This window comes from Streptomyces sp. NEAU-174 (genome assembly GCF_052665095.1).
In genome coordinates, this window is record NZ_JBQTCE010000001.1 from 65,289 (window position 1) to 84,573 (window position 19,285).

The 19,285-nt window shown below is 71.3% G+C and carries 18 protein-coding genes; 8 read left to right on the top strand and 10 right to left on the bottom strand.

The window, feature by feature from the left end:
* Positions 1-251: 251 nt before the first annotated feature.
* The 4 genes from ACT2CW_RS00295 to ACT2CW_RS00310 form a co-directional block, all read right to left on the bottom strand.
* Positions 252-1,373 carry an LCP family protein gene (locus ACT2CW_RS00295; RefSeq protein WP_445515095.1) on the bottom strand — a complete coding sequence of 374 codons (1,122 nt, stop codon included), beginning with the start codon at positions 1,371-1,373 and terminating at the stop codon, positions 252-254.
* 146 nt (positions 1,374-1,519) lie between these two features.
* Positions 1,520-3,601, bottom strand: coding sequence for a bifunctional polysaccharide deacetylase/glycosyltransferase family 2 protein (locus ACT2CW_RS00300; protein ID WP_445515652.1), 2,082 nt, complete (start codon positions 3,599-3,601; stop codon positions 1,520-1,522).
* Positions 3,595-3,903: a hypothetical protein gene (locus ACT2CW_RS00305; protein ID WP_445515096.1), complete on the bottom strand. Its 309-nt coding sequence runs from the start codon at positions 3,901-3,903 to the stop codon at positions 3,595-3,597. The genes ACT2CW_RS00300 and ACT2CW_RS00305 overlap by 7 nt, the downstream gene beginning before the upstream one ends.
* Before the next feature lie 141 nt (positions 3,904-4,044).
* Positions 4,045-5,469, bottom strand: a complete 1,425-nt coding sequence (locus tag ACT2CW_RS00310; RefSeq protein WP_445515097.1) for an amidase — start codon at positions 5,467-5,469, stop codon at positions 4,045-4,047.
* 149 nt (positions 5,470-5,618) lie between these two features.
* Between ACT2CW_RS00310 and ACT2CW_RS00315 the strand changes: the two genes are divergently transcribed.
* Both ACT2CW_RS00315 and ACT2CW_RS00320 read left to right on the top strand, forming a co-directional pair.
* Complete coding sequence (locus tag ACT2CW_RS00315) at positions 5,619-5,765, top strand: SCO1431 family membrane protein (protein ID WP_164431183.1); 147 nt, start codon at positions 5,619-5,621, stop codon at positions 5,763-5,765.
* A 174-nt stretch (positions 5,766-5,939) separates the two neighbouring features.
* The gene (locus tag ACT2CW_RS00320) at positions 5,940-6,653 is read left to right on the top strand and encodes a B3/B4 domain-containing protein (RefSeq protein WP_445515098.1); all 714 of its coding nucleotides are present in this window, start codon (positions 5,940-5,942) and stop codon (positions 6,651-6,653) included.
* Here the strand turns inward: ACT2CW_RS00320 and ACT2CW_RS00325 are convergent.
* Entirely contained in the window at positions 6,650-6,865 is a 216-nt protein-coding gene (locus ACT2CW_RS00325; protein ID WP_037953453.1) for a hypothetical protein, read from the bottom strand. The two genes, ACT2CW_RS00320 and ACT2CW_RS00325, sit on opposite strands and share 4 nt — an antisense overlap.
* Positions 6,866-6,938: 73 nt before the next feature.
* Positions 6,939-8,528, bottom strand: coding sequence for an acyl-CoA mutase large subunit family protein (locus ACT2CW_RS00330; protein WP_445515099.1), 1,590 nt, complete (start codon positions 8,526-8,528; stop codon positions 6,939-6,941).
* A 131-nt stretch (positions 8,529-8,659) separates the two neighbouring features.
* Between ACT2CW_RS00330 and ACT2CW_RS00335 the strand changes: the two genes are divergently transcribed.
* On the top strand, positions 8,660-9,556 hold the full coding sequence (locus tag ACT2CW_RS00335) for a L,D-transpeptidase family protein (protein ID WP_199335690.1): 897 nt from the start codon (positions 8,660-8,662) through the stop codon (positions 9,554-9,556).
* 237 nt (positions 9,557-9,793) lie between these two features.
* On the opposite strand, the gene ACT2CW_RS00340 is transcribed toward ACT2CW_RS00335, so the two are convergent.
* The 4 genes from ACT2CW_RS00340 to ACT2CW_RS00355 form a co-directional block, all read right to left on the bottom strand.
* On the bottom strand, positions 9,794-11,050 hold the full coding sequence (locus ACT2CW_RS00340; protein ID WP_445515100.1) for a hypothetical protein: 1,257 nt from the start codon (positions 11,048-11,050) through the stop codon (positions 9,794-9,796).
* Entirely contained in the window at positions 11,050-11,730 is a 681-nt protein-coding gene (locus ACT2CW_RS00345; protein ID WP_037953450.1) for an RNA polymerase sigma factor, read from the bottom strand. Before ACT2CW_RS00345 ends, ACT2CW_RS00340 begins: the two co-directional genes overlap by 1 nt.
* A gap of 61 nt (positions 11,731-11,791) precedes the next feature.
* Positions 11,792-12,832 carry a DUF4328 domain-containing protein gene (locus ACT2CW_RS00350; protein ID WP_445515101.1) on the bottom strand — a complete coding sequence of 347 codons (1,041 nt, stop codon included), beginning with the start codon at positions 12,830-12,832 and terminating at the stop codon, positions 11,792-11,794.
* A 328-nt stretch (positions 12,833-13,160) separates the two neighbouring features.
* Positions 13,161-14,822, bottom strand: coding sequence for a beta-N-acetylhexosaminidase (locus tag ACT2CW_RS00355; protein WP_445515102.1), 1,662 nt, complete (start codon positions 14,820-14,822; stop codon positions 13,161-13,163).
* A gap of 235 nt (positions 14,823-15,057) precedes the next feature.
* On the opposite strand from ACT2CW_RS00355, the gene ACT2CW_RS00360 reads away from it, so the two are divergent.
* The 5 genes from ACT2CW_RS00360 (at position 15,058) to ACT2CW_RS00380 (ending at position 19,195) form a co-directional block, all read left to right on the top strand.
* A complete protein-coding gene (locus ACT2CW_RS00360) occupies positions 15,058-15,630 on the top strand; it encodes a 2-oxo-4-hydroxy-4-carboxy-5-ureidoimidazoline decarboxylase (RefSeq protein WP_445515103.1) in 573 nt (190 codons plus the stop codon).
* 156 nt (positions 15,631-15,786) lie between these two features.
* A complete protein-coding gene (sdhC, locus tag ACT2CW_RS00365; protein ID WP_037953444.1) occupies positions 15,787-16,167 on the top strand; it encodes a succinate dehydrogenase, cytochrome b556 subunit in 381 nt (126 codons plus the stop codon).
* 5 nt (positions 16,168-16,172) lie between these two features.
* The gene (locus ACT2CW_RS00370; protein WP_037953443.1) at positions 16,173-16,643 is read left to right on the top strand and encodes a succinate dehydrogenase hydrophobic membrane anchor subunit; all 471 of its coding nucleotides are present in this window, start codon (positions 16,173-16,175) and stop codon (positions 16,641-16,643) included.
* Positions 16,644-16,667: 24 nt separating this feature from the next.
* Complete coding sequence (gene sdhA / locus ACT2CW_RS00375; RefSeq protein WP_164431193.1) at positions 16,668-18,422, top strand: succinate dehydrogenase flavoprotein subunit; 1,755 nt, start codon at positions 16,668-16,670, stop codon at positions 18,420-18,422.
* Complete coding sequence (locus ACT2CW_RS00380) at positions 18,422-19,195, top strand: succinate dehydrogenase iron-sulfur subunit (protein WP_182472485.1); 774 nt, start codon at positions 18,422-18,424, stop codon at positions 19,193-19,195. Before sdhA ends, ACT2CW_RS00380 begins: the two co-directional genes overlap by 1 nt.
* The last annotated feature ends 90 nt before the right edge of the window (positions 19,196-19,285 follow it).

Genomic DNA, 19,285 nt, shown 5'->3' on the forward strand with positions numbered 1-19,285 from the left:
AGCGGAACCCCGGTCCGAGGTCTGGGGCGGAGCCCCGGTCCGGGACCTGAGGCGGAACCCTGGCCCGGGGTCTGGGGCGGAGCCCCGGTCCGGGACCTGAGGCGGAACCCCGGCCCGGGGTCTGGGGCGGAGCCCCACGGGGTCTGGGGCGGAGCCCCACGGGGTCTGGGGCGGAGCCCCACGGGGTCTGGGGCGGAGCCCCACGGGGTCTGGGGCGGAGCCCCGGGCCGGGGTCTGGGGCGGAGCCCCAGTTACGGGGAGGGGCGGGTAGGGGAATGACCCACCGGCCGATCGTCCCGCAACCGCTCAAAGAGCCGCTTCGCCCGCCCCTCGTCCCACGTCAGCGCGTCGCCCTTGGACGTCGCGACCCCACGACGCGCCACAGGAACGCTCAGCCGGTTGCCGCTGCCGCCCGCGACACGCTTCATCGCCTGGAACAACGACATCAGCGTCCGTAGATCGGACCCCTTGTCCACGATGAGCGTGTCCAGGCCCGCGCCGACTGTCGGCAGGGACTTCCACGGGACGAAGACCTGGTCCGGCTGCGCGGCCCGCTTCGCCAGCGCCGCGAGGAACTTCTGCTGGTTCTGGCTGCGCCCGAGGTCACCGTTGGCCTCCTGGTGGCGCTGGCGGACGAAGGCCAGGGCCTGGCGACCGTCCAGCGTCTGGCACCCTGCCCTCAGGTCGGCGCCGGACTTCTTGTCCTTGACGGGCCTCTCGAGGCACATCCGGACCCCGCCCACGGAGTTGACGACGTTCACGAAGCCCGCGAAGCCGATCTCCGCGTAGTGGTCGATCCGCAGCCCGGTGTTGTACTCGATCGTCCGCACCAGCAGCTCGGGACCGCCCAGCGAGAACGCCGCGTTGAGCTTGTTCTTCGACGGTCCGGGGCGCTTGCCGGTCATGGGGTAGGTGAACGGCGGGAGGGTCACCCAGGAGTCGCGCGGCAGGCTCACCATCGTGGCGCCGTGGGCGCCGGTGTGCAGCACCATCATCGAGTCGGTGCGGCGGCCCTCGGCGGAGCCGGTGTGGAGGTTCTTCTTGTCGTCCTGGGAGAGGCCGTCCCGGCTGTCGGAGCCCACGATGAGGTAGTTGGTGCCCTTGCCCGGCGCGGGGCGGTGCTCGACCTTGGCCAGGTCGACGTCGTTGTTCAGCTGGGACCAGGCCCAGCCGTACGTGGAGGCGGCTCCGACCACGACCACCGCGAGCACGACGACCACCGTGCGCCGCAACCGCCGGGGCCACCGGCGGCCGGAGGCGGGCTCGTCGGCGCCGTCGTCCTCGTCACGCGGCCGGTACGGGTCCGGCGGTATCCGGTGGCGCGGTGTCAGCGGCTCATGGCGCGGTGTCAACGGCTCGTGGCGCGGTGTCAAAGGCTCGTGACCCTGCCCCAACGGCTGCGGGTCGCCGCCCGGCCATGCGTTCTCGCCCGGCCACCGGCTCTCGCCCGGCCACGAGCCATTACCCGGCCACGAGTCCTCACTTGGCCATGGGTTCGACATGCTTCTCCAACCCCCGCTCACTTGGACAGACTCTGGCGCCCGGCCGGTTCGACGATCCGCTGCTCTCCGGCGGAGCCGGATCGCTGCATGCGGTGCCAGCGCAGCCTCGTGCCGAACAGGGCGCTGACCACGGACTGGATGATCACGAGGTACATCAACTGCCGGTAGATGACGAGCTGGAAGGGCATCGCCCACAGCGCCCGCAGCCGTTCGTTGTCCAGCCGCAACGCGTATGCGGCGCCGAACAGCTGCACCACGAGGAAGACGAGCCACACCCCGATCGACTCCACGGGATCGGCGAACGCCACGCCGTACAGGGCGAAGACGTCCACGACGGGGGCGAGCAGCGGCAGCACCACCTGGAAGAGGAAAAGGTAGGGCAGCGCCCGGCGGGCGAAGCGTCCGGCCGGGCCGACCTCACGGAGGGCGCGGCGGTGCTTCCACATGGCCTGGAGCGTGCCGTAGCACCAGCGGTACCGCTGCCGCCACAGCTGGCGCAGCGAGGTGGGCACCTCGGTCCAGGCGATCGCGGACTCCTCGTACACCACCCGCCAACCGGCCCGCCACAGCGCCATCGTGAGGTCGGTGTCCTCGGCGAGGGTGTCCTCGCTGACCCCGCCGACGCCCATCAGCGCGTCCCGCCGGAAGGCGCCGATCGCGCCGGGCACGGTCGGCATGCACTCCAGCACCTCGTACATCCGGCGGTCGAGGTTGAAGCCGAAGACGTACTCCAGATGCTGCCACCTGCCCAGCATCCGACGGCGGTTGCCCACCTTGGTGTTGCCGCTCACCGCACCGATGGCCGGGTGGGCGAGCGGCTGGATGAGCTGGTGGATGGCCTCCGGTTCGAAGACGGTGTCGGCGTCGACCATCACCACGATGTCGTACTGCGCGTGGACCAGGCCGGTGTTGAGGGCGGCCGCCTTGCCCGCGTTGGGCTGCCGGATCACCGAGACCCGAGGATCGTCGATCCAGGTGGCGAGGTCCGCGGTCTGGTCGGTCGAGCCGTCGTCGATCACGATGATCTGAAGCCATCGGTGGGTGGAGGCGAGCAGTGACCGCACGGTGGTCTCGATGCCCGCCTCCTCGTTGTAGGCGGGGACGAGCACCGTCACCGGCTCGTTGACCTCGCGCAACCAGGGCGAACCGGGCCGGAAGCGGTGCAGGCGCCGGACATGGGCCCGCGCGAAGAAGACGATCAGCACCAGCCGCAGCAGGGCCAGGGTGCCCGCGATGCCGAGCACCCAGGTCATGGCCTGGACGAAGCCGTGCCCTATGGACTGGACCTGGAGCAGCGCCTTGCCCTGCAACTCGCCGACGGTGGAGGCGGGGGTGTTGACGGGGGCCTGGCCGAGCCCCTCGGACACCGTCGTGTACTTCTCGATCTTCGGGTTCCGGAAGAGCTTCTTGATCTCGCTGTAGGCGCTGTCCGTCTGGCTGTACTGCTGGACGACGCCCCGCTCCGGCTTCCGGTCCGGCCGGTCGGCCGCGACCAGCAGATACCCCTGCTCGGCGGCGCGCCGGGCGGCCGTCCACTCGCCGCCGCACATCGTGTCGGCCTGGGTGGTGAGCGGCAGCCGCAGCAGTTTGGTGGTGGTCCCCGCGCTGCCCGCCAGCGCCGTCTGGGTCAGGGACAGCTCCAGCCGGGTGCGTACGGCGGACGCCGCGCCCAGGTCGGAGCCGGTGTAGGTGAGCGAGCCGATCTCATGGCCCGCGTCGCGGATCTGTCGCACCAGCTCGGGGTGGCGGACCACCTGGGCGCCGGAGAGGAAGAACGTGGCGTGCGCGTGGTGCGCGCGCAGCAGGTCCAGCAGGCGTGGGGTCCATACGGGGTCGGGTCCCCCGTCGAAGGTGAGGGCGACGGTGCGGGCCGGCATCCCGGACGTCTGCACCCTGCCGCCGGAGATGCGCACCACCGGTTTCCCGGTGTCGGCGGCCTTCGGGATCGGGCTCGTACAGGGACTGCGCGTGGGCTGGGAGGCGACCTCGTGGGTGGTCCAGCCATCGAAGACCAGCGCGGCGGCGACCGCGGAGACGACGACGATCAGCAGCAGCCAGTGGCCGCGCGGCTCGGGGCGGTGTGCGTGCCGGCTCACCAGGGGCCGCCCCCGGACGGCGAGTCGGCGGCATGGGGAGCGGTCACCGCGGTGCCGTAGGTGTATGAGCTGGGCCAGGGCCGTCCGGTCGGGGCGCTGCCGCTGGTGGACCGCTCGGCGGTCTTCGGCGGCTCCTGGCCGCCCTGCCACACCACTCCGGACAGGGCGGCCACGAGCAGCAGCAGATAACCGAGGCAGGCACAGCCGACAGCCAGCGCCGCGAGCGCCAGGAGCTGTCTCCGGCCACCGGAGGCATTGACGAATATCTGACCGGTTTGTTTTCTTCGCCGACGCTTTTCGGTCACCCTCTTCACCATGTGGCGGAAGTGTAGCGATGCGTTCGCATGCCCGTGACCACTCGGAGGAGTGCCCTCCTCGTTACCGGAGGTAGCCGTGACCTGGCCTTCTCTCTCAAGCGGGTATGTCTGAAAAGTGTGAGAGAAGGGTCACGGTGGGCCGGGGCGGGACACCTGGGGCCAGCGCTCATACCACCGCTGGTCGGCCTCGAGCTGGGCCGCCAGCGAGATGAGCACGGGCTCGCTGTTGGCCGGGCCGAGGAACTGGGCGCCGAGCGGCAGCGTGCCGCGCTCGGGGTCGGCGAACCCGGCGGGGACGTTCATCGCGGGCCAGCCCAGCACGTTCCACGGCCAGGCGTACGGGCACGCCGCGATCATGGCTCGATCCGTACGCCACCCGGACAGACCGGCCATGGCGCCGATCCGCAGCGGCGGCGTGGCCGTCGTCGGGGAGAGGACCACGTCGAAGCGGTCGAAGATCGCCCCGACCTGGCGCCGCAGCGGCTCCTCGAACGACCGCGCCCACCGCAGCGCGGCGCCGCCCAGCAGGCGGCCGTTGCGTACGGCGCCGCGGGTGCGGATGTCCAGCAGCAGCGGATCGGGGACCCGGCCGGACCATTCGGTGAGCCCGGCGGTGGCGCGCGGCAGGAAGGAGAAGCCCACGAGCCCGTAGCGCGGATCGGCCTCCACGACCTCGTGGCCGAGGGCCGCCAGCCGCTCGGCGAGCCGGACGACGGCGGCCCGCACCACCGGGTCCAGCCTCTTCGGGGTGCCGGTGAAGGCCGTCTTGAACGACAGGGCGATCCGCAGCCGCCCCGGGTCGCGGCCCACCGCGGACAGCACATCCACAGGCTCCGGGCGGTGCAGCTCCCCCTCGTGGTTGCCGGTCGCGGCATGCAGCAGCAGCGCCGCGTCGGCGACCGTACGGGCCAGCGGGCCGTTGCAGGTGATGCCGTTGAATGCCTCGATGTCCGGCCAGGTGGAGATCCGGCCGCGCTGGGGCTTGATGCCGATGAGATGCGTCCAGGCGGCGGGGATGCGGACCGAGCCCGCGCCGTCCGAGCCGAGCGCGGCGGGGACCAGACCGGCGGCGACGGCGGCCGCACCGCCGCCGGAGGAGCCGCCGGGGGTGTGCTCCGGGCTCCAGGGGTTGCGGGTGTCGCCGAAGGCGGGGCCCTCGGTGAACGGCCACTGGCCCAGTTCGGGGGTGTTGGTCTTGCCGACGATCACGGCCCCGGCCGCCTTCAGCCGCCGTACCGCCTCGCCGTCCTCGGCCTTGGCGGGGAAGTCGCCACAGCAGCCGAAGGCGGTGGGCTCGCCCGCCACGTCCGTGTCGTCCTTGACCGCGAGCGGGACGCCGAGCAGCGGCAGCCGCTCCCCCGACGCCAGCCGCCGGTCCGCCTCGGCGGCCTCCCGCAGGGCGGCCTCGGCGCGGACGCGGCGGAACGCGTTGAGCGTGGGCTGGGTCTCGGCGATGCGCTGGAGCGACTGCTCCACCAGCGCACGGGAGGTCACCTCGCCCCCGGCCAGGGCGCGGATCTGCTCGCCCAGACCCTTGGGAATGACGCTGGTCACCGTGGACCTCCTCGGGTGAGTTCGGCCACTCCCCCTTTACCCCAGGTCGCCGCTCGACGCACCCTGGGCAACGGTGGTGGCCCCTTTCATCACGTCCATCACATCCATCACGTTCATCACGATCATCGCTGAGCACAGAGGACACCCGCATGACCGACATCGCGGCGCGCCGCACCGGCCTCCACACCCGCACCGGCGGCCCCTCCGACGGCGAGGACCACCTGCTGGAGCATCTGCTCGGCTGGTCGCTGGTCGTCGTCCTCGCCTTGCTCACCGCGCAGCTCGGGCTGTTCTAGGCCCCGGCCCGGACGCCGGGCTCAGTCGACGAACCGCCCCTCCGGGTAGCGGGCCGACGGCCCGTGGCGGCCGGCAGGGTCCGGCGGCGCGGGCCGGAGCCGGACGTATGCGTGGTCATGTGTCCCCGAAGCCGTACAGCACACTGCACCGCGCCGTATGCCATAGTGGACCACATGACGTTCGACGCCGCGGCCTGGCTGACATCCGCCACCATCGACCCCGCCGTACTCGCCCTGCGCCCCGACTACCGGGCGCTGCTCATCACCGCCGAGGGGCTGCTTCCCGGGCCCAGCGACGAGCTGAGCGAGCGGCTCCTGGCCGACGCCGAGTCGGCGGCGCGGGAGCGGTTCGGGGACGGGCCGGTGGAGGAGCATCCGCATCTGGCCGCCTGGCGCGAGGCGTTCCGCGCCTTCGGCGCGAAGCCGCAGCGCACCCGGCCCAGCGCGGAGGCCCTGCTGCGCCGGCTGTCCGCCGGGCTGCCCCGGGTGGACCGGCTGACCGACATCTACAACGCGATCTCGGTCGGCCATGTGATCCCGCTCGGCGGCGAGGACCTCGACCACTACGTGGGCGCGGCCCGGCTGGTGCGCGCCGAGGGCGACGAGACCTTCGAGACGACGGCCGGGGGCGAGCCCGTGATCGAGCACCCGGCACCGGGCGAGGTGGTGTGGCGGGACGACACGGGCGCCACCTGCCGCCGCTGGAACTGGCGCCAGTGCACCCGCACCCGGCTCACGCATGACACCACCCGGGCGATGTTCGTCCTGGACGCGCTGGGCCCGATGGACGACACGGCCCTCAAGGCGGCCGGCGACCAGCTGATGGAGGCCCTGATGGCCTCCAGCCCTGGGGTGACGATCGCCTCGCGGCTGCTGGGCGTGGCCTAGAACAGGGCCTGCTGGCCCGGGGTCGGGGGTTCCTCCTCGCCGAACAGCTTTGGCGGAGTCGTGAGCAGCGGCGCGATCCGTCGCGAGCCGGGGCAGGAGATCAACTCGTACGCGGAGCGCCGCCCCGGCGGGTCATGGCGGGCGAAGCGCCCGCCGACGACCGCGATCTCTCGGGTGCAGACCGGGCAGGTGCGGCGGGGTGACGACGACATGGGTCCAGTGTCGCCCAGCCCTCCGACAACGGCCCCAGAGCGACGCCCGGAGAGTACGACGCCCGGGGAGTACTCAGAACGCGTCCACCGGCTTGTACGCCCCCCACACCTCCCGCAGCGCGTCACAGACCTCGCCCACCGTGGCCCGCGCCGCCAGCGCGTCCTTCATCGGGTACAGCACATTGGCCGTGCCCGGCTCGCTCTCGGCGGCCTTCCGCAGGGACGACAGCGCCGCGCTCACCGCCGCCCGGTCGCGTTCCGCGCGCAGCCGGGCGAGCCGGTCGCGCTGCCGGGCCTCGATCTCGGGGTCCACCCGCAGCGGTTCGTACGGCGCCTCCTCCGCCAGCTGGAAGCGATTCAGGCCCACCACGACCCGTTCACCCGCGTCCGTCTCCCGGGCGATCCGGTAGGCGTTCCGCTCGATCTCCTCCTTCTGGAAGTTCCGCTCGATGGCGGCCACCGCACCGCCCAGGTCCTCGACCCGCCGCATCAGATCGACGGCCGCCTCCTCGACGGCGTCGGTCAGCGACTCCACGGCGTAAGAGCCCGCGAAGGGGTCCACGGTGGCCGTCACATCGGTCTCGTGCGCCAGCACCTGCTGGGTGCGCAGGGCCAGCCGGGCCGAGGTGTCGGTCGGGAGGGCGATGGCCTCGTCGAAGGCGTTGGTGTGCAGCGACTGGGTGCCGCCGAAGACGGCGGCCAGGCCCTGGACGGCCACCCGTACGAGGTTCACCTCGGGCTGCTGGGCGGTGAGTTGGACGCCCGCGGTCTGAGTGTGGAAGCGCAGCATCTGGGACTTCGGATCGCGGGCGCCGAACTCCTCCCGCATCACCCGCGCCCAGATCCGCCGCGCGGCCCGGAACTTGGCGACCTCCTCCAGCAGCGTGGTGCGGGAGACGAAGAAGAAGGAGAGCCGGGGCGCGAATTCGTCGATGTCCATCCCCGCGGCGACGGCCGTACGGACGTACTCGATGCCGTCGGCCAGGGTGAAGGCGATCTCCTGCGCGGGCGAGGCCCCGGCCTCCGCCATGTGGTAGCCGGAGATCGAGATGGTGTTCCACTTGGGCAGCTCGGCCTTGCAGTACTTGAAGGTGTCCGCGACCAGCCGCAGCGAGGGGACGGGCGGAAAGATGTAGGTGCCGCGGGCGATGTACTCCTTGAGGATGTCGTTCTGGATGGTGCCGGTCAGCCGCGCCCCGGACACGCCCTGCTCCTCGGCCACGAGTTGATGGAGGAGCAGTAGCAGGGCCGCGGGCGCGTTGATGGTCATGGAGGTCGAGACCCGGTCCAGCGGAATGCCGCCCAGCAGCACCCGCATGTCCTCGATCGAGTCGATGGCCACGCCCACCTTGCCGACCTCGCCGTGCGCCAGGGGCGCGTCGGAGTCGTAGCCCATCTGGGTCGGCAGGTCGAAGGCCACCGAAAGACCGGTGGTGCCGTGCTCGATCAACTGCCGGTAGCGGGCGTTGGACTCGGCGGCGGTGCCGAACCCCGCGTACTGCCGCATGGTCCAGGGTCGGCCGGTGTACATCGTCGGATAGACCCCGCGGGTGAAGGGGTACTCCCCCGGCTCGCCCAGCCGCCCGGCCGGGTCCCAGCCGCTGAGCGCGCCGGGCCCGTACACCGGCTCGACGGGGAATCCCGACTCCGACTCGCGCGCCATGAGTCACGCCTCCTGATGGCTGATACCGGGCGTTCTCCCGGTACGGGGCCTTGTTCACAGCATGCGTCGATGTTCGCCCCACGGCAGCCCCGGGAAGCATTCAGAGCAAAAAGATCAGGGGAGGGGTTCGGATGCACCGGACAGCGGTGGTCGGCACCGCGCTGGCCACGGCCACGGCGGCGGCACTGGTCGCCGGGTGCCGGCCGGGGGAGGCGACCGTGAACGGCCGGGGGCAGGACCGGCCCCAGGCCCGGGCCAGTACGAGCGCGCCCGCGCGCGAGACGCCGCCCCGGCCGCGGCGCACGTACACCCACAAGGCCAAGCCCAAGCGGGTGGCGGTGCGCCCGCCGCGCACCACGGCCCCTCCCGCGCCGCGGCGCACCGCGCCGAGGGTGGCCCCGCCGGTGATCCCCTTCGGCACCAGCGGGGACCGGGTGCGCGAGCTCCAGGCCCGGCTGCGCGCGCTCGGCCTCTTCCACCGGAACCCGACGGGGTACTTCGGCACGATCACGCAGGCGTCGGTCAGCGCGTACCAGCGGGGCCACGGCCTCGCGGTCACGGGCTCGGTGAGCCAACGCACCTGGACCTCACTGCGCTCGGCGACCAAGACGCCCACGCGCGACGAGCTCTACCCGCCGACCACCCTTCCGCTGGCCAAGCCCGATCCGCGCTGCCTGACCGGCCGGGTGCTGTGCATCAGCAAGACCAGCCGCAGCCTGGCCTGGATGGTGAACGGCCGGGTGGTGTCGGCGATGGATGTGCGCTTCGGCTCGGAGTACACCCCGACCCGGGAGGGGCTGTTCCAGGTCAACTTCAAGAGCCGGGACCATGTCTCGACGATCTATCACACGCCGATGCCGTACGCGATGTTCTTCAGCGGCGGCCAGGCGGTGCACTACTCCTCGGACTTCGCCGCCCGCGGCTACAGCGGCGCCTCACACGGCTGTGTGAACGTCCGGGACAAGAAGAAGATCGCCGCCCTCTTCGAGAAGGTGAAGGCCGGCGACAAGGTCGTGGTCTACAAGTAGGCCCGCAACCATCAATTGAGCAACCCCGACGGCGAGCACCCGGCCCGCGAAAGCGGCGCCGGTTTAGGCGCAAAAAGGGGCGGCGCGGGCAGAGCCGGGGGAACGTGCTCTGCCCGCGCCGAATGCGCGGAGCCGTCGGTACGGGGGGAACCTCGGCTCCCGCGCGGCCGATGACCAGTCGGCCCGTTTCTTTCAGCGTCACCGCTGAAAAAAACGTCACACCTGGGTGCCGGAGTCTCAGTCGGCGCCCGTTCCCGCGGTGGTCGTCGGGCCGCCCGAAGCGGGCGACTCCGTGGACTTCGGCGACTCCGTGGACTTCAAGGGGTCAGCGGCGGTCGTGGGGGTGGTGGCGTCGGTCGGCGTGTCGGTGGTGTCCGGCGGAGGGGGCGGCGGGGCCGGGTCGCCGTCCCCGCCACCTTTTCCCGGATCGCTGCCGGAATCGCCACCGCTGTCCGTACCGGCACTGTCACCGGAGCCGGAGCCCGAGCCCGACCCGGAACCGGAGCCGTCGGAGCCGCCGCTGCCGCTCCCGCCGTTGCCGCTGTCCGTGCCACCGCTGTCGCCGCCGCTGCCCGTGCTCTCGTCGCTGCGCGGGGTGCTGCCCGCACCGTCGTCGGCCAGGGCCTGCGTGCAGTAGCCGTGGATGGCGGACGCGCCGCCCGCCGCCTTCGTCAGCCTCTTCAGCGACTTCTTGTCGAGGCCCGCGCCCACACCCGTCTCCGAGTCCAGGTAGCGCGGGCAGACGCGCAGGGCCCACTCCGGAACGCCGGGTTTCCCCTTCGAGGAGCCGTTCGACGTACCGTTCTTGCCCTTGCCGTCGCCCTCCGGGTCGGAGGGAACCGTTCCGCCCTGGGCGCCGTTCGAGCCCACATCGCTGGCATCGTTGTCGCCCGAACCACTGGGATCAGGCGTCGTCGTACCGCCGTCCTCGGAGATCTCCGGATGGGCGGAGTCCCCGCCGGAACCGCCGTCCGGCATGCTCACCGAGGGGCCCGGAGTGTGATCGCTCTGCCCGAACGGTGTCGGCAGTACCCCCGCGGCTGCCGCCACCGCGAATCCGCTGAGCGCGCATCCGGCCACGACCGCGACCATGCCCGCGCGCAGCGGGCGCCGCAGCCGCGGCTGTCTCTCTCTGAACCGGCGGATCCGGTGCGGCCGCCGGGCCATGTCCATTTCGGCCACGGACACCGCCCCGGCCACGGGCTCCGCCCCCGCCACGGACCCCGCCCCGGCCCCGGCGCCCGCCTCGACCCGGGCCGCCCGGAAGGCGGCCACGGCCGCCTCCTCGCCGGGCAGCGCGGACGCGTCGGAGGGGACCGCCGTACGGCCCGCGCCGGCGGCGGCGCTGAGCACGGCCGCCAACCGTTCCGCGTCGGCATACGACTGGTCGCCCCGGCCGTCGGGAGCTCCAGGCTGCCCCTCGACCGGTTCGCCGCGAAGCAACCGCTCCGCGGCACTGTCATCCAGCCAGCTGTAGCGGTGGTCTTCGGCCATCACATGTCCTTCTGCGTTGGCGCGCGTGAATCCGTCACACCAGCAGACTTCGCCGCACCCGGCTTGGTTGCGCCGCCGCCGTGTGACTCACGTTGCCCCGGGACCCCGTCGAGCACCGAATCGCCCCCGGCCGCGGGGCCGATCAGATCGGCGAGCCGCCGCAGACCCCGGTGGGCGGCGGTGCGCACCGCCCCGGGCCGCTTGCCCAGCACCGCGGCCGCGCTCTTGGCGTCGAGGCCGAGGACCACCCGGAGCACCACCGCCTCGGCCTGGTCCTGCGGCAGCTGGGAGATCAGCCCGAGCGCCTTGCCGGTGCCGATGGCCTCCATCGCCTCACCGGCCGTGTCCGCGTCGGACGGCCGGAACTCCAGCTCCGACTCATCGCCGCCGATGGCCGGGCGGCGGCCGCGCATCCGTATGTGGTCCAGCGCGCGATTGCGGGCTATCCGGGCCGCCCAGCCCCGGAAACGGTCCGCGTCTCCGCTGAATCGTTGCAGGTCACGGGCTATTTGCAGCCATGCTTCCGAGGTGATGTCCTCCGCGTCGCCATCACCGACCAGCGTGCGTACGTAGCCGAGGAGGCGAGGGTGCACGGACCGGTAGACGGTCCGGAAGGCGGTCTCGTCCCCTTCTTGCGCCGCGAGCACCGCGGCGGTCAGTTCCGCGTCGTCGCCCTGCACGCTCTCTTCCTGCCCCACTCGGAGAATCCGTGGTCCAGTCGATTCCGGCGTAACCCGCGGGCTAGCCCTGCCCGTAGGGCGGGTACTGCTGACCGGGCTGGCCGGGCGGCGGGGTCGGCGGCATCTGAGGGGCACCATACGGCCCGGAGCCGGGGGCCGGGGAGCCGTACGGGTTAGGCGACGGCATTCCGTACGCGGCCGGACCCGCCATCTGCGGGGGCAGCGAGGCCCGCTGCTCCTGCATCGCGGTGATCTGCCGGACCAGCAGCAGCGCCAGGACCGCCGCGGCCATGAAGATCACGATGGCGAACATGTCGAAGGCCAGGATGGAGTGCAGGCTCTCGATGTCGCTCTTCGCCTCCGAGGGAGAAGGGGCGTAGTCGTCGCCCTCCACCTTGCCCCGCAGCAGGTTGTACCGGATCCCGCCGACCGCGTTGGTGACCAGCGCCACGATCCAGGTGACCCACCAGCCGTTGAGCAACCCGCGACTGACGGCCTGCGGCCCCTGCGGGGAGCTGGCGCGCCAGATGTCGTTGGCGATCTGCTTGGGGAACCAGAGGTTGACCACCGGGGTGAACCATGAACCGGCCGCCCAGCCGCTGCTGAAGCGGTGCTGGCCGGGGGCGAAGACCTCGGCGTTCAGCCGCAGCCGGCGGAACCAGATCGCCCAGACCACGGCGATCGCGACGGTGAGCAGCGAGTAGATGACCTGGGCCGTGGTGAACATGTCGTCGGCGTCGTTGAGGTCGTCCTCGGTGATGGAGACCGACTTGCCCTCGACCGCGTCCAGCATGTCCCCGATCACGCTGTACTGGCCGGATCGCGCCACAAGGAGGAAGATGAGCGCGGGCAGCGCCAGCCCGAACAGCACGACGAGCGTGGTGGAGAGACCGCGCCGCAGATCGACCCCGCCGGTCGGCATGCCCATCGGCGGAGCGGCCGGGTAGCCGTAGCCGCCGGGCATCGGCGGGCTCTGCGGCGGGACGGACGGCTGCGGCGGGGGGCCGGTCGGCTGCTGGAGCTGCTGCTGGTAGGTCCCGCATGCGGCACAGCGCCCGTCGGGGCCGACGGCGACAGCGCGGCAGTTCCCACACGGATACATGGTCGTTTGAGTCCCCCTGGGAACGTGACCGCTCCGGGCCACGCGAGAAAATAAGCCTCTGACCGCGCCCAGAGCGCGGACCTGCACGTTACGGGCATCCGACCGGTCCCGTCCAGAGCGGATCAGGCCCCGGACAACGGGGTGAAGTCCCCGGTTTCGCGCAAGGGGAGGTGTGACGTAATCGAGGCGTGCGACGCTGTAAGGGGTACGAGCCTGTTCCAGGCTCTCCTGATCGACGGTCGGGGCCTCTCCTGTGGGGGGTGGCGGCCCCGACCGTCCTTCTTTTCTCCCTCCCGCAGCGCTCTCCGAGCCCGCGAGGTTTCCGCGCTCAGACCCCCAGCCGCTCCGCGAGCCGGGTGAAGTCCGACCAGCTCAGCGGCGGCTTCCCGGGGTCCCACACCCGCTGCGCCAGCGCCGCGAGCGGCAGCCGGATGCCCTGGGCCACCTGGGCGGGGGTCTGGGCCTCGGGCCGGTCGCCCCAGATCGCGAAGCGGGCGCCGAGGATCCGGTCGGGTCCGGTCAGGCTCTTGTCGGCGACGGGCGTGGAGCCGCGCAGCACCGCCGGGGACCAGTTCTCGTAAATGCGTTCCCCGGTCGGATAGGTGAAGCCGCCGGGCCGGCCGAGCACGTAATAGAGGAAGGAGTCGTTCAGGTTGACCACCTCGCGGCCCTCCTTCAGATACTCCTCCGGCTGCCGTGCCGTCTCCTTCAGCCGTCCCGTCCAGTACTCGACCTCGATGTTCTTGGCGGGCTGGACGACGCCGCCCGCGAAGAAGCCGTCGTTCCACGCCTTGGGCCGCTTGCCGAGCTGCCGCGCGAGCCGGGCTCGGTCGTTCAGCCAGCCGGTGACCAGATCCTGCACCCGGGCGCTGGGGCCGTATTCCCGCTTGGCGGCGGCCGCCAGCTTGGGGAACGACGCCTGGGGGTCCTTGACGGTCAGCGCGAGGTACTCGTCGGCGCCCAGGTGCCACCAGCGGCCGGGGAAGAGCGGGGCGTACTCGCGCATCAGGTCGTCGACGATGCGGGCCGCGGCCGGATGGGAGATGTCCACCGAGCCCTGGAAGGTGGTGCCGCCCGCGTTGCGCAGCTGGAGCTGCGGATGGGCGCGGATGACGGCGCCGAGGTGGCCCGGCGAGTCGATCTCGGGGATGACGGTGATGTGCAGCCGCTGCCCGAGCGCGACGATCTGCCGGACCTGGTCCTTGGTGAGGTGCGGGGTCGAGACGATCTCGGGGTGGCTGGTGCTCTGGATGCGGAAGCCCTGGTCGTCCGAGAAGTGCAGGGCCAGCTGGTTGAGCTTGAGATCGGCCATCTCGCGCATCCGGGCCTCGATCCACCCGACCGAGTAGAACTTGCGCGCGATGTCCAGGTTGAGGCCGCGCTGGTCGCGGCCGGGCCGGTCGTGGATCACGCCCTCGGGGAGCCGGCCGCCGGAGCGAAGGGCCTGTTTCACGGTACGGGTGCCGTAGAAGACGCCCGCCTCGGCGGGGCCGGTGATCCGGGCGCGGCCGCCCGCGACCTTCAGGGTGTACGCCTCGCCGCCGCTCTCCTTCGGGCCGCCGCTCTCCTTCGGGGCGAGGCCCAGGCAGAGGTCACCGCGGCGGGCGGGTCCTGAGGTGGTGCGCAGCCCCAGCTCCGCGGCGATCAGGCGGGCCTCGTCGGCGAGCGGGCCCTCGAGATCGGCCACCACCCTGCTGTCGTCGCCGGGCCGCCAGCCGGGGCCCGAGGCCGGGGTGAAGTCGCGGACGGAGGGGATGGTGCGGGGCGGCGCGGCGGCCGCCGTGCGGTGCGGCGGGACGGCCGAGGGGGACCGCGCCGAGGTGGCCGTCGTGGCGTGCGCCGAGGGCCGCGCGGGCGAGCGGGTGCCCGGCGTACCCTGCCCGCCCTCCGTCTGCTGACAGCCGAGGGTGGTCAGGACGAGCGCGCCGACGGCCCCCGCGACGAGACCGCGGACACAGGTCGCCCTGGTGGCTCTGAGCGGCAATCCCATGGCGGTGTACCTCCTCCTCGGGCCTCCCCGCTTCGGGCGTTCGGCCGCGTATGGCCGAAAAACGCCCTCCGCCCCGAATGCCGTCCACCGCATGCGATAAAACCTCCCCGTTCGGGTGATATCGCGTTCCCTCCGGCACACCCGCCTCCCCGCGTCGTTAGCGTGTACTGCTCACGCGCCCAGCCCATGTGTCCCACGCCTCCCCCGGGTCCCTTTCTCCCGGGCGTCCGTTCCCATGCGCGCCTCATGCGTGTCCGAGGAGTCCACGCTGTCCAGGTCCAGGTCCCGCGCCGCCGCCTCCCGCCTCGACCGGCTCAACACCGCCCCCGCCGACGCGGCCGAGGCCGCGCTTCTCGCCTGTTGCGGCAGCCGCCGCTGGGCCCGGCTGATCGCGGCCCACCGCCCGTACCCGGATCTGGAGGCGCTGCTGGCCGCCGGGGACGAGGCCAGCTATGACCTCACCCCCGCCGATCTGGACGAGGCGCTCGCGGACGAGTCGGTCGTCGGCCATGAGCTGCCGCCCGCTGACAGCCTGGGGTCGCTGGCCGCGCACACCGCGCTCCAGGCCGCCCACGACGCGTACGAGCGTCGATTCGGTCACGTTTTCGTCATCTGTCTGGATGGTCTGCGGCCCGAGGAGCGACTGGACCGGCTGCTGACCGGGATCCGGGACCGGCTGGGCAACGAGCAGGAACGGGAGCGGGACAACACCGCCGAGGAGCTGCGGCGCATCGCCCGCGGCAGACTGGTCCGGCTGACCGGAAATCGATCCCGTTCGCCGGAAGTGCCCGGGTTCCGGATCGCATGATCGCCCGTCCGTGCTTGATCGATCACACTTGAGCCCCCCGGAGGAACCCTCCGACAACACGTCGGTACGATGGCCAGGGCCGGTGGACCGTACCCGGCCGGGCCCGACCGACCCCGAAGCCGGCAGGCCCCAATCCCGCTTCCGGAGGGTTTTTCCGTGCCGGCTGGAACGCTGTACCGCGGCCGGGAAGGCATGTGGTCCTGGGTGGCTCACCGAGTCACCGGCGTCCTCATCTTCTTCTTCCTGTTCGTACATGTGCTGGACACCTCGCTGGTCCGCGTCTCGCCCGAGGCGTACGACGACGTGGTCGCCACGTACAAGAATCCCGTCGTGAACCTGATGGAGTACGGCCTGGTGGCCGCCATCCTGTTTCACGCCCTCAACGGCCTTCGCGTCATCGCCGTCGACTTCTGGTCCAAGGGCGCGAGGTACCAGCGTCAGATGCTCTGGGGCGTCGTCGGTATCTGGGTCGTGCTGATGGCCGGTGCCTTCTACCCGGTCCTCCAGCACACGCTGCGCGAACTGTTCGGGAGCTGACGCACATGTCCGCCGAGACCACCACCCCCGCGAGCGACGCGGTCAGCGCGTACGACGTGGATCACCCGGCCCCGGTCATCGAGCCGCCGCGGGCCCGCACCCGTAAGACGCCCAGGGCGACCCGGACGAACTTCGAGATGTACGGCTGGCTCTTCATGCGCCTGTCCGGCGTCCTGCTGGTCGTCCTGGTCCTGGGCCATCTGCTGATCCAGCTGGTGCTGGACGGCGGTGTCACCAAGATCGGCTTCGCCTTCGTGGCCGGCCGCTGGGCCTCGCCGTTCTGGCAGGCATGGGATCTGATCATGCTCTGGCTCGCCACGCTGCACGGCGCGAACGGCCTGCGCACGATCATCAACGACTACGCGGAGCGGGACAACACCCGCCTGTGGCTGAAGGCGCTGCTCTACACGGCGGCGGGATTCACCATCGTGCTCGGCACTCTGGTGATCTTCACCTTCGACCCGAACATCCGCTAGGCCCCGGGGCTGAGGTATCCACTCATGAAGATCCACAAGTACGACACCGTCATCGTCGGCGCCGGCGGGGCCGGGATGCGCGCGGCCATCGAGTCGACCAAGCGCAGCCGCACCGCGGTGCTCACCAAGCTCTATCCGACCCGGTCCCACACCGGCGCCGCGCAGGGCGGCATGGCCGCCGCCCTCGCCAACGTCGAGGAGGACAACTGGGAGTGGCACACCTTCGACACGATCAAGGGCGGTGACTACCTGGTCGACCAGGACGCCGCCGAGATCCTGGCGAAGGAGGCCATCGACTCGGTCCTGGACCTCGAGAAGATGGGCCTGCCGTTCAACCGGACCCCGAACGGCACCATCGACCAGCGCCGCTTCGGCGGCCACAGCCGCAACCACGGCGAGGCCCCGGTCCGCAGGTCCTGCTACGCCTCGGACCGCACCGGCCACATGATCCTCCAGACGCTGTACCAGAACTGCGTCAAGGAGGGCGTGGAGTTCTACAACGAGTTCTACGTCCTGGACCTCCTGATGACCGAGGTCGACGGGGTCAAGCGCACCGCCGGTGTGGTGGCGTACGAGCTGGCCACCGGCGAGCTGCACGTCTTCCACGCGAAGGCCGTCGTCTTCGCCTCGGGCGGCTGCGGCAAGTTCTTCAAGGTGACCTCCAACGCCCACACCCTCACCGGTGACGGCCAGGCGGTCGCCTACCGGCGCGGGCTGCCGCTGGAGGACATGGAGTTCTTCCAGTTCCACCCGACCGGCATCTGGCGCATGGGCATCCTGCTGACGGAGGGCGCCCGCGGTGAGGGCGGCATCCTCCGCAACAAGGACGGCGAGCGCTTCATGGAGAAGTACGCGCCGGTCATGAAGGACCTCGCCTCGCGCGACGTCGTCTCGCGGTCGATCTACACCGAGATCCGTGAGGGCCGCGGCTGCGGCCCCGAGGGCGACCACGTCTACCTGGACCTCACCCACCTGCCGCCGGAGCAGCTGGACGCCAAGCTGCCCGACATCACCGAGTTCGCGCGGACCTACCTCGGCATCGAGCCGTACACGGACCCGATCCCGATCCAGCCCACCGCGCACTACACGATGGGCGGCATCCCGACCAACGTCCAGGGCGAGGTGCTGGCGGACAACGACACCGTCGTGCCCGGTCTGTACGCGGCCGGCGAGGTCGCCTGCGTCTCGGTGCACGGCGCCAACCGCCTGGGCACCAACTCGCTGCTCGACATCAACGTCTTCGGCCGCCGGGCGGGCATCGCCGCCGCGGAGTACTCCGCCACGGCCGACTTCGTCGAGCTCCCGGAGGACCCGGCCGGATTCGTCCAGGCCCAGGTCGAGAACCTGCGCGACGCGACCGGCACCGAGCGGGTCACCGAGGTCCGCAAGGCGCTCCAGGAGACCATGGACAAGAACGTCATGGTCTTCCGCACCGAGCAGACACTCAAGGAGGCCGTCGAGGAGATCGGCCACCTGCGCGAGCGCTTCAAGAACGTGAGCGTCCAGGACAAGGGCAAGCGGTTCAACACCGATCTGCTGGAGGCCATCGAGCTGGGCAACCTGCTCGACCTCGCCGAGGTCATGGCCATCTCCGCCCTGGCCCGCAAGGAGTCGCGCGGCGGCCACTACCGCGAGGACTACCCGAACCGCGACGACGTCAACTTCATGCGGCACACCATGGCGTACCGAGAGGTGGGCGCGGACGGCTCCGAGTCCATCCGCCTCGACTACAAGCCGGTCGTGCAGACCCGCTACCAGCCGATGGAGCGTAAGTACTGATGAGCACCCCCACGCTTGAGAAGTCCGACCAGGCCCCCGAGGCGGCCGCCGCCACCGCCTCGCACCTGATCACCGTCACCTTCCGGATCCGGCGCTTCAACCCGGAGGTCTCGGACCAGGCGGTCTGGGAGGACTTCCAGATCGACCTGGATCCGAAGGAGCGCGTCCTCGACGGCCTCCACAAGATCAAGTGGGAGCTGGACGGCACCCTGACCTTCCGCCGCTCCTGCGCCCACGGCATCTGCGGGTCCGACGCGATGCGGATCAACGGCCGCAACCGGCTGGCCTGCAAGACGCTGATCAAGGACATCAGCCCGGAGAAGCCCATCACTGTCGAGCCGATCAAGGGGCTCGCGGTCCTCAAGGACCTGATCGTGGACATGGAGCCGTTCTTCCAGGCGTACCGCGATGTGATGCCCTTCCTGATCACGACGGGCAACGAGCCGACGCGTGAGCGGCTCCAGTCCGCGGAGGACCGCGAGCGGTTCGACGACACCACCAAGTGCATCCTGTGCGCCGCGTGCACCTCGTCGTGCCCGGTGTTCTGGAATGACGGCCAGTACTTCGGCCCGGCGGCGATCGTCAACGCGCACCGCTTCATCTTCGACTCGCGTGACGAGGGCGGTGAGCAGCGGCTGGAGGTCCTGAACGACAAGGACGGCGTCTGGCGCTGCCGTACGACCTTCAACTGCACGGAGGCGTGCCCGCGAGGGATCGAGGTCACGAAGGCCATCCAGGAGGTGAAGCGCGCGCTGATCACGCGGCGCTTCTAGGAAGGCTACGGGCGAGGGCCCCGCTTCCCGGGTTTCCGGGGGCGGGGCCTTCGTCGTTCCGGCCTTCGTCGTTCCGGCCTTCGTCGTTCC

Bases quoted from the DNA above. Each gene is read 5' to 3' on its own strand.
- ACT2CW_RS00315 (WP_164431183.1), top strand. From the start codon at position 5,619: ATGACCGACATCGCGGCGCGCCGCACCGGCCTCCACACCCGCACCGGC.
- ACT2CW_RS00320 (WP_445515098.1), top strand. From the start codon at position 5,940: ATGACGTTCGACGCCGCGGCCTGGCTGACATCCGCCACCATCGACCCC.
- ACT2CW_RS00325 (WP_037953453.1), bottom strand. From the start codon at position 6,865: ATGTCGTCGTCACCCCGCCGCACCTGCCCGGTCTGCACCCGAGAGATC.
- ACT2CW_RS00330 (WP_445515099.1), bottom strand. From the start codon at position 8,528: ATGGCGCGCGAGTCGGAGTCGGGATTCCCCGTCGAGCCGGTGTACGGG.
- ACT2CW_RS00335 (WP_199335690.1), top strand. From the start codon at position 8,660: ATGCACCGGACAGCGGTGGTCGGCACCGCGCTGGCCACGGCCACGGCG.
- ACT2CW_RS00340 (WP_445515100.1), bottom strand. From the start codon at position 11,050: ATGGCCGAAGACCACCGCTACAGCTGGCTGGATGACAGTGCCGCGGAG.
- ACT2CW_RS00350 (WP_445515101.1), bottom strand. From the start codon at position 12,832: ATGTATCCGTGTGGGAACTGCCGCGCTGTCGCCGTCGGCCCCGACGGG.
- ACT2CW_RS00355 (WP_445515102.1), bottom strand. From the start codon at position 14,822: ATGGGATTGCCGCTCAGAGCCACCAGGGCGACCTGTGTCCGCGGTCTC.
- ACT2CW_RS00360 (WP_445515103.1), top strand. From the start codon at position 15,058: ATGCGCGCCTCATGCGTGTCCGAGGAGTCCACGCTGTCCAGGTCCAGG.
- ACT2CW_RS00370 (WP_037953443.1), top strand. From the start codon at position 16,173: ATGTCCGCCGAGACCACCACCCCCGCGAGCGACGCGGTCAGCGCGTAC.
- sdhA (WP_164431193.1), top strand. From the start codon at position 16,668: ATGAAGATCCACAAGTACGACACCGTCATCGTCGGCGCCGGCGGGGCC.
- ACT2CW_RS00380 (WP_182472485.1), top strand. From the start codon at position 18,422: ATGAGCACCCCCACGCTTGAGAAGTCCGACCAGGCCCCCGAGGCGGCC.